Below are 12,341 nucleotides of genomic sequence, written 5' to 3' on the forward strand. Positions count from 1 at the left end.
GAACAATTTGGACGGCGCGGCCCATGCAGCCGTCGATCAGCGTTCGGCCGTCACCACCATGGCCATCGAGGACGTGACATTGCGCTATGGCGATGCCAATGGCGTGCTGGCGCTGGACGATGTGTCGCTCAAGGTAGCCAAGAACGAATTCTGCGTCATCGTCGGCCCCTCGGGATGCGGCAAATCCAGCCTGCTCTATCTTGCCGCCGGCCTCAACGACGCGACCTCCGGCAGCATCAAGGTCGACGGCAGGGAAGTGATCGAACCCGGTCCCGACAGGGGCATGGTGTTCCAGAGCTATACCTTGTTTCCCTGGCTTACGGTGCGCGCCAACATCGAATATGGACCGAAACGCAAGGGCCTGCCGGCGGAGCAGCGCAAGCAGATCGTCGATCAGTATCTCAATGAGGTCGGCCTCGCGCCCTTCGCGGACCACTATCCCGCGCAGCTTTCCGGCGGCATGAAGCAGCGCGTTGCGATCGCGCGGGCGCTCGCCAACGACCCGGCCGTGCTGCTGATGGACGAGCCGTTCGGCGCGCTCGACAGCCAGACGCGCGGCACCATGCAGAAGCTGTTGCTGGGCGTGTGGGAGCGGCAGCAGAAGACGGTGCTTTTCGTCACTCACGACATCGACGAGGCGCTGGTGCTGGGCGATCGCGTCCTGGTGATGACGGCGCGGCCCGGCAAGATCAAGGCCGAGATCAAGGTCGACATCCCGCGGCCGCGTTCGATGGACGTGATCCTCGAGCCCGACTTCATCGCGCTCAAGCGCCGCATCCTCGGCCTCCTGCACGACGAGATCGACGAGGATCACTAAACAGCCTCTCGACATAGGGTTTCTGAAAAGGTTGCAGGCTTGTAGGCGGCACGATTTTCATCGTCTATTTTCGTGAAATCAGCGCAGATGCTGGGGGTTGGCCGAAGCCTCTCAGCTTCGTCATCCACGGGCGGAGCGGGAGCGAAGCGGACGCGGAGACCCGAGGATCCATTCCGTGACCTTGGTCGAAGAATGCAGCGGAGCAGAATTCTGCACCGCGGCGACGCCTCAACTTCACGGAATGGATTCTAGGGTCTGCGCGCGTCGCTTCGCTCCTTGCTCCGCCCTAAAATGACGAGGTTTGGAGGGCTTAAGCCAATTCCGGACGTTTGTGACGGTTCACCGAAATAGCTGCGACCTATTTGCCGTTGCGCGCCGAGCCGAGGATCATCTCGGAAGCCTTCTGGCCGATCATCATGCTTGGCGCGTTGGTGTTGCCGCCGATCAGTTTCGGCATGACCGAAGCATCCGCGACGCGAAGCCCTTCGACGCCCCGCACCTTGAGCGTCGCCGGATCGACGACGGCCATGTCGTCGGTTCCCATCTTGCAGGTCCCGACCGGGTGATAGACGGTCAGCGCCTCGGCGCACAGATAGGCCAGGATCTCGTCGTCGCTGCTTACATCCTTGCCCGGAAGCATCTCCTTGCCGCGCACGCTGTCGAACTCGGGCGAGGCAAAAATCCGGCGCGCGATCTTGATGCCTTCAACCAGCACCATGGCGTCGTCTTCATGCGTGAAGAAGCGGTGGTCGATGAGGACGTCGCGGCGGGAATTGTCGCGCGACAGCCTGATCTCGCCCACGCTTTTCGGCCTCAGAACGCAGGTGTGAATGGCGTAGCCGTGACCGTATTCGATCAGCCTGCCGCGATGGCTGCGATATCCAGGCACGAAGTGGAACTGGATGTCGGGCAGGCCATTCGTGTACCTGGTTTTGGCAAAGCCGCCGGCTTCGACATAGTTGGTGGTGAGCATGCCCTTGCGGCGCGCGAAATACTGGAAAGGCGCTGCCGCGATGCGCGGCAGATTGGCAAGCGACAGGCCGAGCGTCCTGGTGCTCCTGGAGCGCACGGTGATCATGCCGTCGACATGGTCCTGCAGGTTCTTGCCGACGCCCGGCAGGTCGAGCACCGGCGCGATGCCGATCGCTTGGAGTTCGGCAGCGGAACCGATCCCCGAGGCCATCAATATCCTGGGCGAGTTGATGGCACCGGCCGAAAGCACGATCTCGCGGCTGGCCGAGAGCGTCTTCTGCTGGCCCTGATGCCGAATGCGCAGTCCCGTGGCGCGACCCTCGGCGATGACCAGATCGATCACCTCGCATTGGCTGAGCAATGTCAGGTTCTTGCGATGAAGCACCGGACGCATAAAGGCGCTGAAGCTGCTGAAGCGCTGCCCGCGATCCTGCGTGACGTTGTAGATGCCAAGGCCATACTGGCTTTCGGCGTTGAAGTCGGCGTTGGCGGGGAGGTCGGCGTTCTTGCCGGCCTTGACGAACATGCTTGAAAGCACGTTCGGATCGCGCGGATTGTCGACCAGCAATTCGCCGTCGCTGCCGTGATAGCGCGAGTCCTGGCCAAGCAGGTTGCACTCCAGCTTCCTGAACACGGGCAGCACGTCGCGGTAGGCCCAGCCGGCGCAGCCGAGACCGGCCCATTCGTCATAATCCTCGGCGGCGCCGCGGATATAGACCATCGAGTTGATCGAGCTCGATCCGCCCAGCGCCTTGCCGCGGTTGACTGGAATGCTGCGGTTGTTGAGCTGCGGTTGCGGCACGCCGACGAAACAATAGTCGTAGTTTGGGTTTCCATAGAGCGAGAGAATGCCCGCCGGCACCTTGACCCGCAGGCTGTTGTCGCTGCCTCCGGCCTCGATCAGGCACACTTTGACCGATGGGTCGGCGCTCAGCCGATTGGCCACCACGCAACCGGCCGAGCCGGCGCCCACGACAATGTAGTCAAAGCTCTCAGTCTGCATGCCCAGCCCCTCGAGAATGGCGGAACTCTAGGTGCGTCCATGGGCGCGAGAAATTCGGAAATGGTTACGCGTGACTTCGGAGATTCGTTATGGGCTCGCGCCGGCACGTGCTGCTACTTGTGAGCGCCAGTAAGAAGCGGTCGGATGGCGCAGCCTATCTGCATCCACCCACTGCCCAAGATCGGGTTTCATCCCGCGCAGCGGAAGCTGTCGGATGATCAAAAAAGGACTGAGCATGTCGGTTGAAACGGTAGACACGCTTGTCGTTGGAGGCGGCCAGGCGGGGGTGGCCATGAGCGAGCACCTGAGCAAATGCGGCGTGCCTCATCTGGTTCTCGAGCGCGGCCGGATTGCCGAGCGCTGGCGCTCGCAGCGCTGGGACTCGCTGGTCGCCAACGGTCCGGCCTGGCATGACCGATTCCCGGGCCTGGAGTTTTCTATGACCGGCCCCGACGGCTTTCCGTCGAAGGAGGAGGTCGCCGACTATTTCGTCGCCTACGCAAAGCAGATCAACGCGCCGATCCGCTGCGGCGTCGAGGTCAAGCTCGTGCAGAGGAATGTCGGCCGTCCGGGATTTCGCGTCGAGACGTCGGATGGCGTGATCGAGGCCAACAGTGTCGTCGCCGCGACCGGACCTTTCCAGGTCCCCGTCATCCCCTCTCTCGTTCCTGCCGATGCCGGTCTCCTGCAAATCCACTCCAGCGCGTACCGCAATCCGGCGCAATTGCCAAAGGGCGCGGTGCTGGTGGTCGGCGCGGGATCTTCGGGCGTGCAAATTGCCGATGAGCTCCAGCGCGCCGGACGGCGCGTCTATCTTTCCGTCGGCGCGCATGACCGTCCGCCGCGTTCCTATCGTGGGCGCGACTTCTGCTGGTGGCTTGGCGTTCTCGGGAAATGGGACCTCGAAACGCCAGGGTCTGGCACGGAACATGTCACGATTGCTGTAAGCGGCGCGCGCGGTGGCGAGACGATCGATTTCCGTCGCCTGGCCGCGCAGGGGCTCACGCTGGTCGGCATGACCAAGGCGTACCAGGATGGCGTGATGAGTTTCGCGCCGGATCTTGCGAAGAATATTGCCCGAGGCGACGCCAATCTGATGTCGCTGCTGGACGAAGCCGATGCCTATGTCGCGCGCAACGGCCTCGACCTTCCGGAAGAGCCCGCTCTCCGCAAAATAGGCCCGGACCCGGCATGCGTGACCAATCCGATCCTCGAGCTGGATCTTGCCGAAGCCGGCGTGGCGACGATCCTGTGGGCGACAGGCTTCGCCGTCGACTACAGCTGGCTGAAGGTCGATGCCTTCGACGAGAAGGGCCGGCCACGGCATCAGCGCGGCGTCTCGGTCGAGCCGGGGATTTATTTCCTGGGCCTGCCCTGGCAGTCGCGCAGGGGGTCGAGCTTCATCTGGGGCGTCTGGCATGATGCCAAGCATGTGGCAGACCGTATTTCGACGCACCGCAAATATCTGGCCTACCACGCCGCCGCGAAGCGCGAGCCCGTGGACGCCTGACCAACGCTGCGAGCCCGACCCAATTGGAGACCAAGATGGCGCATACGCGAATTCGCAAATTCAACACCAAGGAAACCTATCCCGAGCAGAAGCTCGACAACGACCTCTGCCAGGCCGTCGTCACGCGTGGCGGCCGCACCGTCTATCTGCGCGGCCAGTGCCCGCAGGATCTCGACACGGCCAAGAACATCGACAGCCACGATCCGGCCGAGCAGACGCACAAGGTCATGCAGAACATCAGGCAGCTCATCGAGGAGTGCGGCGGCACGATGGAGCATCTTGTGAAGGTGGTCGTCTACATCACCGACGTCCGCCATCGCGAGGCCGTCTATCGGACGATGGGCGAATACATCAAGGGCGTGCATCCGGTGTCGACCGGGCTGGTCGTGTCGGCGCTGGCGCGGCCGGAATGGCTGGTCGAAATCGACGGCACCGCCGTCATTCCGGACTGAGCGTCATGACCTTTTCCATCGTCGCGCGCTGCAGGCGCACGGGCATGTTCGGGGTGGCGGTGTCCTCGTCGTCCCCCGCGGTCGCGGCGCGCTGCGCCTATGCGCAGGCCGGCGTCGGCGCGGTCGCCAGCCAGAACGTCACCGACCCGACGCTCGGGGTCCGGGCGCTGGAGCTGATGGCGCGCGGCGCCTCCGCCGCCGAGGCGGTCGCGATCATCAAGCGCACGGCCGCCTTCAGCGAATACCGGCAGGTGCTGGCGGTCGACGCGGCCGGCGGCGGCGCGATCCATTCCGGGCCGAAGGCGCTCGGCATCTGGGCTGAGGCACGCGGCGAGGATGTCGCCTGCGGCGGCAACCTGCTCGCAAATGGCGGCATCCCGCAAGCCATGGTCGATGCCTTCCTCGCTTCCGATGGCCATCTCGGCGACCGGCTGATCGCCACCATGCGCGCCGCGCTCAAGGCGGGCGGCGAGGCGGGGCCTGTCCGCTCCGCGGGCATGAAGCTGGTGCGCGATGTGTCCTGGCCCGTCGCCGATCTGCGCTGCGACTGGACCGAGGATTGCCCGATCGAGCAGCTGGCTGCGCTGTGGGAGATCTACAAGCCTCAGCTCGATGCCTACGTCACCCGCGCCCTCAATCCGTCCGACGCGCCGAGCTACGGCGTGCCCGGTGACGAGTAATACCGGCAGTCTGGAGCAAGTCTGCGCGAACTCAGCCACAAGGAGTGGGTCGGCAAGGCGTCCGTGATCCGTTTTCGTGACAAAGCTTTCATCGAGGGCAGGAGCGGCCGCGACTTGATTGCAGCGACCAAACGGGCATCATAGCAGCCCATGCCGCTCCGCTTCACGCTCAGACAGCTCGAATATTTCGTCGCCGTTGGCGAAGCCGGCTCAATCGCCAAGGCGGCCGAGCAGGTGAATGTCTCGCCGCCGTCGATCTCGGCGTCGATCGCGCAGCTCGAAGCGGAGTTCGGCGTCCAGCTCTTCGTGCGCAAGCATTCGCATGCGCTGGCGCTGACGGCGGGCGGGCGCCTGTTCCTCAAGGAGGCCGCGCGGCTGCTCAACGATGCGGACGCGCTGCACGACATTGCCGGCGATATCGCCGAAAAGGTGCGCGGACCGCTGGCGGTCGGCTGCCTGCTCACTTTCGCGCAGATCGTGCTGCCGGCGCTGCGCAGAAAGTTCGAGGACGCCTATCCGGATGTGCGGGTCCGCCAGTTCGAGCGCAACCAGGGACAATTGTTCGAGATGCTGCAGCGTGGCGAAATAGACGCAGCACTTACCTACGATCTCGAATTGTCGCAGGACATGACGTTCGAGCCGCTGATCCAGTTGCCGGCCTATGTGATGCTGCCGGCCGCGCATCGGCTGGCGACGAGGGCGGGCATCACGCCGGAGGAACTGGTCGACGAGCCGATGGTGCTGCTCGATCTGCCCTACAGCCGGGAATACTTCCTTTCGGCGTTCCAGGGCCTGCGGCCCAGGATCGCCGAGCGCACCGGCGACATCGCCGTGATGCGCTCGATGGTCGCCAACGGCTTCGGCTATGGCATCGCCAACATGCGGCCGCTCAACGCCATGTCGCCGGACGGCAAATTGCTGGTCTTCGTTCCCCTGCTGGGAGACATCAGGCCGCTGATGATGGGCATTGCGTTGCCCAACGCCGAGCACCGCACGCTGACGGTGCAGGCCTTCATCGATCACTGCCGCCGCTTCGTCGTCGAGCAGGGCGTCTTCGGCACCGAGCGCATCGTCAAGTAAGAGTCACGGCCAGCCTTCGGCGAGCCGCGACAGCAGTCGCTCCAGCATCTCGTCGCAGCGCCGCAATTGCTCGACGCTGACATATTCGTCCGGCTTGTGCCCCTGCGCCATCGAGCCTGGTCCGCAGACGACGGAAGGCGTGCCGAGATCACGGCTGAACAATCCGCCTTCCGTGCCGAAGGCGACCTTCATGGTGTCGTTGGCTCCGGTCAGTGATTTGACGAAAGCGACGGCTTCGAACGTCGCCGGCGTATCGAGACCCGGATAGGTGTTGGTGATCTCGATGTCGATCGCCGCTTCGGGGGCGATTGAAGCGGCGTCAGAGGCAATGCGCGCCGCGGCAGCGCGGAGCCTGTCGAGAATGCCGGCGGCATCGTCGGCGGCGACGTTGCGGATCTCGAATTCCACCTCGCAAAGGTTGGGCACGATGTTGAGCGCCACGCCGGCATTGATCTTGCCGACATGCACGGTGGTGTAAGGAATGTCGTAATCGCCGTCGCGCGGGCCTTCGCGGGCGAGCCGCTCCTGTTCGTCGCGCAAGGCGCGCACGAAATCGCAACCGAGATGGATGGCGTTGAGCGCCAGCGGAGCAAGAGCCGAATGGCCCTCGCGTCCCTTGCAGACGGCGCGTGCGGCGAGCTTGCCCTTGTGCCCCGTGGCCACCTGCATGTTGGTCGGCTCGCCGACAATACACAGCAGCGGGCGTTGGGGTGCCGCGCTCAGCATCTCGATCAGGTCTCGCACCCCGAGGCAGCCGACCTCCTCGTCATAGGAGAGCGCCAGATGCAAGGGCGTGCGAAGCGCCATCTTCGTAGCCTTGAGGCAGGCGGCGAGCGCCGAGGCCACGAAACCCTTCATGTCCGCCGCGCCGCGCCCATAAAGCTTGCCGTCGCGTTGGGTCATCGCGAAGGGCGGCAGCGTCCAGTTTTGGCCGTCAACGGGAACGACGTCGGTGTGGCCGGACAGCATGATGCCGGGCTTGTTGGCCGGACCGATCGTGGCAAAGAGATTGGCCTTGTGACCGTCGGCGCTGTGGATGATCTGGCTGGCTATGCCGTTGGCTTCCAGGAGGTTCGCCGCGTAGCCAATGAGGTCGAGGTTCGAGTCACGGCTCACCGTCGGGAAGGCGATCAGCCGTTCGAGGATCCTGATGCTGTCCATATCTCTTGCCTCGTTGCCGCTCTCGGCTGTGTAGCATCGTGGCGTGGCGGCGCTGAAGTCGCATTTGGCTCAGCCCCGGTTCATCGCAGGCTAATCCCAGATGCGCGATTAGGCGTGTCCTAATCCGCACAGAAGAATTCCGTTGTTTTCCTGCGTCTGCGCCAACTTATGAGTAGTCTCCAGAGCATCGGCAGCGCCAGCCGACGGGAAGGGAAGTACCATGCGCGACCCACGCTACGACATTCTGTTCGAGCCGATGAAGATCGGTCCGGTGACCGCCAAGAACCGCTTCTATCAGGTTCCGCACTGCAATGGCGGCGGTTACCGCGATCCGTCGGCCGCGGCCGAGATGCGGCGCATGAAGTCCGAAGGCGGATGGGGCGTCATCTTCACCGAGCAGACGGAGATGCACCACACCTCGGAGATCACGCCCTTCATCGAGCTCAGGCTGTGGGACGACGCCGACATTCCGGCTTTGGCCAAGATGGCCAAGGCCATGCACGAATATGGCGCGCTCGCCGGCGTTCAGCTCGCCTATTCCGGCATCAACGGTCCCAACCTCTACACCAAGGAAGTGCCGCGCGGGCCGTCGGCTTTGCCGATCCGCACCTTCACCAACGATCCGGTGCAAGCGCGCGCCATGGACAGAGAGGATATACGCGACCTGCGCCGCTGGCACCGCAACGCCTTCAAGCGCGCCAGGCAGGCGGGCTTCGACCTGGTGTGCCTCTACGGCGCGCATGGCTTCGGCATCATCCAGCATTTTCTATCCACCGCCACCAACCAGCGCAGCGACGAATATGGCGGCTCGCTGGAAAACCGCTCGCGGCTGATGCGCGAGCTGATCGAGGAAGGGCGCGACGCGATCGGCGACACCTGCGGCCTGACACTCAGGCTGTCGCTGGACGAGATGATCGGCGAGCTTGGCTTCGCCAATTCGGAAGTCCGCGACATGATCGAGATGCATGCCGAGCTGCCCGACCTCTGGGACCTCGCGCATGGCGCCTGGGAGGATTGCTCGGGGCCGTCGCGCTTCAAGGAAGAGGCGGCGCAGGAGAGTCTCGTCTCCGGCATCAAGAAGCTGACCTCGAAGCCGGTCGTCGGCGTCGGCCGCTTCACCTCGCCCGACGTGATGGTGCGGATGATCAAGTCGGGCACGCTCGACTTCATCGGCTGCGCGCGCCCGTCGATCGCCGATCCGTTCCTGCCGCGCAAGGTCGAGGAGGGCCGCATCGAGGACATCCGCGAATGTATCGGCTGCAACATCTGCATCACCGGCGACATGACGATGTCGATCTCGCGCTGCACGCAGAACCCGACCTTCATGGAGGAATGGCGCAAGGGCTGGCATCCGGAGCGCATGCAGGCCAAGGGCGACAGCGACAGCGTGCTGATCGTCGGCGCCGGGCCTGCCGGGCTGGAGGCCGCCCGCGCGCTCGGCCTGCGCGGCTATCAGGTGGCCTTGGCGGAAGCCGGCACCGAGCTTGGCGGACGCGTGGCGCGCGAATGCCTGCTTCCGGGCCTGTCGGCCTGGGGGCGAGTGCGCGACTATCGCCAGTACCAGCTCAACCAGATGCCGAATGTCGACATCTATTTCGAAAGTCGGCTGTCGGCGGACGATATCCTGTCCTTCGGCTTCCAGAACGTCGCCGTCGCCACCGGATCGACCTGGCGACGCGATGGCGTGGCGCGCGCCCATGTCGTGCCGATGCCGATCGATGCCGCCATGCCGGTCTACACGCCCGACGATCTGATGGACGGCAAGGTGCCTTCCGGCAATGTCGTGCTGTTCGACGATGACCACTATTACATGGGCGGCGTGCTGGCCGAGCTGATGGCGCGGCAGGGCGCGAAGGTGACCCTGGTGACGCCGTCGGCCTATGTCTCGGACTGGACCCGCAACACGCTGGAGCAGGGCGCCATCCACCGCCGCTTGGCGGAGCTTGGCGTCGATATCGTTCTCAACAGGACCGTCACGAGCATCGCCTCCGGCTGCGTCGTCACGGCCTGCGTCTACACAGGCGCGCGGCAAGAACTGGCGGCCGATGCCGTCGTTCTCGTCACGTCGCGCAATCAGGACGACGCGGTCTGGCGCGAGCTGAAAGCTCGGGAGAGCGACTGGGCCGGCAACGGCATCCGTTCGATCAAGGTCATCGGCGATGCCGAGGCGCCAGGGCCAATCGCCTGGGCCACCTATGCCGGCCATCGCTTCGCCCGCGAGCTGGACGAGGCCGATATCGGCGATGCCTTGCCCTTCCGGCGTGAGGTGGCAGCGCTGGCGGCGGAGTAGGGCGCGTCACCGCTTCACGGGCACGCGAACCGCTCTCTTTGTTTTGCGCAATTCCGGGCGCCAGCGACATTGCCAGCCCTTCGATTGGTCGCGTCAATCACACGTAGCCGCAGCCTTGAGCGCTTCGGCGCGGGAAGGCGCGGGCAAATTTCCGATCCGTCGAACAGAGGCGTAGAATCTCGGATAGTCGCCCGAGCACAAGTCAAACAAGCGAAGGAACGCCGGGACCTGTTCGCCGTAGACGGCAGTGGCGGCGAGCTTCGCGTTGTTGATTGGGCTGTCGAACCAGGCGTCGTAGCCGCGGTATCCGCCCCAGCGCTTGTCGCGCATCTGCCGGTAGCGCGCCCGCAGCCTGTCGATCGTAGCTGCCTTGGCGGCGGCCATCTGCTCCGGGCTGCGGGGACTTCCATAAACCTGTTTCAGCTCGTCCCGGGTCTTCGAGATCAGTCCGAGAAAATCCGCCTTGCGCTTGCGATCGGCTTCGTAGCTGCGCAATCCGGCGCGGTTGCCGGTGGCGCGCAGCCATTTCCGCGTGCCGGTGGTTTCGACGGAAACAGCGAAAGCCTCGTTGAACGCGGAGTCGCCGTTCACATAGACTTTCTGATGCGCCAGCTCATGGAAGACAAGGCTGGCGAGATAGGTGTCGTTCTGGCGCAGCATGGTGCTGAGCAGCGGGTCGCTGAACCAGCCCAGCGTGGAATAGGCCGTGATGCCTGTCACATAGACGTCCAGCCCCTGCCGCTGCAGCGCGGCGGCATTTTCGAGCGCGTCCTTGCGCGAAAAATAACCCTTGTAGGGAACGCAGCCGAACACCGGAAAGCACCATGTTATCGGCGCGAGCGAGAATTGCGGCGCGGCGAAGACCGCCAAGGTCACATCGTTGCGGCCCACGTCGACATAGCTGCGGTAGCTGCTGTTGTCGGGCAGCGCCAATTCTTCCGTGGCGAAGCGGCGAATGGCGCTGGCCGACGTCAGCTTGGCGCGCAGCGCCTTGGGCGTAGAGGGATCGCGGATCAGTTTTCCAACATTTTTCCGCGCGGCCATGATCTCGACATGGCCCTCCAGCGACTGAGCATAATAGGAAATGCTGGTGCATCCGGTCACGCCGGACGCCATGATCGCAGCGGCAAGCAATCGAAAAACGCGCTTCAAAGCTTGCCCACCGCCTGCTCATCTCCTCGGGAGCGAATGTCCCCTTGCTTCCCGAGTCTCAAACAGGCGCGCCTGTTTTCGTCAAGACCTGGAGCGGGCGGCGTTTGCCGGTCCGTCAAGACTTGACGATTTCCGTCACGCAGTGGACGTAGTCCATGCGGTGGCCTTCGGGAGCTTGTGCGACGTCGGCTTCATAGGCGCCGTAGAAATCGTCGACGATCGCGGAGCGTTCGCTTGGCGGTCGCGCGGGATCCAGCGCGTTGGCGAAAACGGTCTCGGACCAGGAGCGCAGCGTCGGCACATAGGCGCGGGCGAAATCCTTCGCATTGCGGTGGGTGCGGAAGGCTTCCGCATAGGGGCAGGGCGTGACCATGGTGAACATCGTCTCCAGCCTTAGCCCGGCTTGCGACACCGGCGAAGTGGGATCGCGGAACGGCGCGGCAAACTCCTCAGGTGTCTTGTAGAACTGCTGGAACGTCGCGTTGACGTATTCCACCTCGTTGATCCGCCCGGCCCGCAGCAGGCCGCGCCAATGGCGCGCGAAGCTGTCGAACATGTCGGCGCCTGTCGTATGCCCGAGATAGCGGCCTTCGTCGTCGACGCAGAAATTGGCCAGCGCCAGCCGCCCCCCTGATCGCAATTCGCGCGCCCTGGCAAGCAGGATCGTCTCCCAGTCGCGCAGCGCCTGGGCGCGGAACTGCTCGCGCTCGGCATTGCTTGCACCGACCGCCTGGACGTGATCGGCGATCATGCAGGGCCGCTTGCTGATCCAGTGCATCGCCGTCGCGGAGAAGCCGAAGGAGAGCGAATCGTCCGGCAGGATCTGGCGGTAGAAGCTGGTGCCGCTGCCGAAGATGTAGAGCCCTGGCGTCTCGGCCAGCGGGACGTCCGTCGAGGTCCCGAGCAGTCCCTGGCTGAGCCGGAACAGAGTCGAGAAATCATTATGAGGCAGGTCGGTGTAGGTGATCGATATCGCCCGGTTCGGTTCCCTCTCGCGAACGGCGCCGACCAGCCGCCGCATCATGTCCATGGAGGTGCCCCCGTCGGCGGCGCCGAAATCGGCGATGGCGAAGGGCAGGCCGTCAGCCAATCGGGGCATCCTGGCGACAGCCTCGACGACGAGATCGCCGACCTTGTCGATGACGTATTTGGCGCCGACGGTGTTGGCCGAGTAGTAGCCCGCCCCGCGCATGGCGATCTTCTGGCCGTCGGCTGCGCTCATTT

At 64.3% G+C, this 12,341-nt stretch carries 10 protein-coding genes; 6 read left to right on the forward strand and 4 right to left on the reverse strand.

Annotated elements, in window-relative coordinates:
• Positions 1-58: 58 nt before the first annotated feature.
• Entirely contained in the window at positions 59-817 is a 759-nt protein-coding gene (locus EN862_RS04880) for an ABC transporter ATP-binding protein (protein WP_210235657.1), read from the forward strand.
• 358 nt (positions 818-1,175) lie between these two features.
• On the opposite strand, the gene EN862_RS04885 is transcribed toward EN862_RS04880, so the two are convergent.
• Complete coding sequence (locus EN862_RS04885; protein WP_127868609.1) at positions 1,176-2,792, reverse strand: GMC family oxidoreductase N-terminal domain-containing protein; 1,617 nt, start codon at positions 2,790-2,792, stop codon at positions 1,176-1,178.
• A 235-nt stretch (positions 2,793-3,027) separates the two neighbouring features.
• Here EN862_RS04885 and EN862_RS04890 point away from each other — a divergent pair, with 235 nt between their 5' ends.
• From EN862_RS04890 to EN862_RS04905, 4 genes are all read left to right on the forward strand, one after another.
• Positions 3,028-4,302: an NAD(P)/FAD-dependent oxidoreductase gene (locus EN862_RS04890; protein ID WP_127868610.1), complete on the forward strand. Its 1,275-nt coding sequence runs from the start codon at positions 3,028-3,030 to the stop codon at positions 4,300-4,302.
• Positions 4,303-4,337: 35 nt separating this feature from the next.
• Positions 4,338-4,754, forward strand: coding sequence for a RidA family protein (locus EN862_RS04895; RefSeq protein WP_042647582.1), 417 nt, complete (start codon positions 4,338-4,340; stop codon positions 4,752-4,754).
• Between the two features lie 5 nt (positions 4,755-4,759).
• Positions 4,760-5,434 (forward strand): DUF1028 domain-containing protein, encoded by a 675-nt coding sequence (locus tag EN862_RS04900; protein WP_127868611.1) that lies wholly within the window; start codon positions 4,760-4,762, stop codon positions 5,432-5,434.
• A gap of 150 nt (positions 5,435-5,584) precedes the next feature.
• Positions 5,585-6,514 carry a LysR family transcriptional regulator gene (locus EN862_RS04905; protein ID WP_127868612.1) on the forward strand — a complete coding sequence of 310 codons (930 nt, stop codon included), beginning with the start codon at positions 5,585-5,587 and terminating at the stop codon, positions 6,512-6,514.
• A 3-nt stretch (positions 6,515-6,517) separates the two neighbouring features.
• Here EN862_RS04905 and argE read toward each other — a convergent pair whose 3' ends face one another.
• Positions 6,518-7,675: an acetylornithine deacetylase gene (gene argE / locus EN862_RS04910; protein WP_127868613.1), complete on the reverse strand. Its 1,158-nt coding sequence runs from the start codon at positions 7,673-7,675 to the stop codon at positions 6,518-6,520.
• Between the two features lie 220 nt (positions 7,676-7,895).
• Here argE and EN862_RS04915 point away from each other — a divergent pair, with 220 nt between their 5' ends.
• Positions 7,896-9,965, forward strand: coding sequence for an NAD(P)-binding protein (locus EN862_RS04915; RefSeq protein ID WP_127868614.1), 2,070 nt, complete (start codon positions 7,896-7,898; stop codon positions 9,963-9,965).
• A 93-nt stretch (positions 9,966-10,058) separates the two neighbouring features.
• Here the strand turns inward: EN862_RS04915 and EN862_RS04920 are convergent, their stop codons facing one another.
• Both EN862_RS04920 and EN862_RS04925 read right to left on the reverse strand, forming a co-directional pair.
• A complete protein-coding gene (locus tag EN862_RS04920; protein WP_127868692.1) occupies positions 10,059-11,081 on the reverse strand; it encodes an aminopeptidase in 1,023 nt (340 codons plus the stop codon).
• Positions 11,082-11,232: 151 nt separating this feature from the next.
• Positions 11,233-12,339, reverse strand: a complete 1,107-nt coding sequence (locus tag EN862_RS04925) for an SAM-dependent methyltransferase (RefSeq protein ID WP_127868615.1) — start codon at positions 12,337-12,339, stop codon at positions 11,233-11,235.
• Positions 12,340-12,341 lie beyond the last annotated feature (2 nt).

It is taken from the genome of Mesorhizobium sp. M2E.F.Ca.ET.219.01.1.1 (assembly GCF_004016445.2).
Classification (GTDB): Bacteria; Pseudomonadota; Alphaproteobacteria; order Rhizobiales; family Rhizobiaceae; genus Mesorhizobium.

Coding starts and splice junctions, on each gene's coding strand:
- EN862_RS04890 (WP_127868610.1), top strand. CDS start 3,028: ATGTCGGTTGAAACGGTAGACACGCTTGTCGTTGGAGGCGGCCAGGCG.
- EN862_RS04925 (WP_127868615.1), bottom strand. CDS start 12,339: ATGAGCGCAGCCGACGGCCAGAAGATCGCCATGCGCGGGGCGGGCTAC.
- EN862_RS04895 (WP_042647582.1), top strand. CDS start 4,338: ATGGCGCATACGCGAATTCGCAAATTCAACACCAAGGAAACCTATCCC.
- argE (WP_127868613.1), bottom strand. CDS start 7,675: ATGGACAGCATCAGGATCCTCGAACGGCTGATCGCCTTCCCGACGGTG.
- EN862_RS04885 (WP_127868609.1), bottom strand. CDS start 2,792: ATGCAGACTGAGAGCTTTGACTACATTGTCGTGGGCGCCGGCTCGGCC.
- EN862_RS04905 (WP_127868612.1), top strand. CDS start 5,585: ATGCCGCTCCGCTTCACGCTCAGACAGCTCGAATATTTCGTCGCCGTT.
- EN862_RS04900 (WP_127868611.1), top strand. CDS start 4,760: ATGACCTTTTCCATCGTCGCGCGCTGCAGGCGCACGGGCATGTTCGGG.
- EN862_RS04915 (WP_127868614.1), top strand. CDS start 7,896: ATGCGCGACCCACGCTACGACATTCTGTTCGAGCCGATGAAGATCGGT.
- EN862_RS04920 (WP_127868692.1), bottom strand. CDS start 11,081: ATGGCGTCCGGCGTGACCGGATGCACCAGCATTTCCTATTATGCTCAG.
- EN862_RS04880 (WP_210235657.1), top strand. CDS start 59: ATGGCCATCGAGGACGTGACATTGCGCTATGGCGATGCCAATGGCGTG.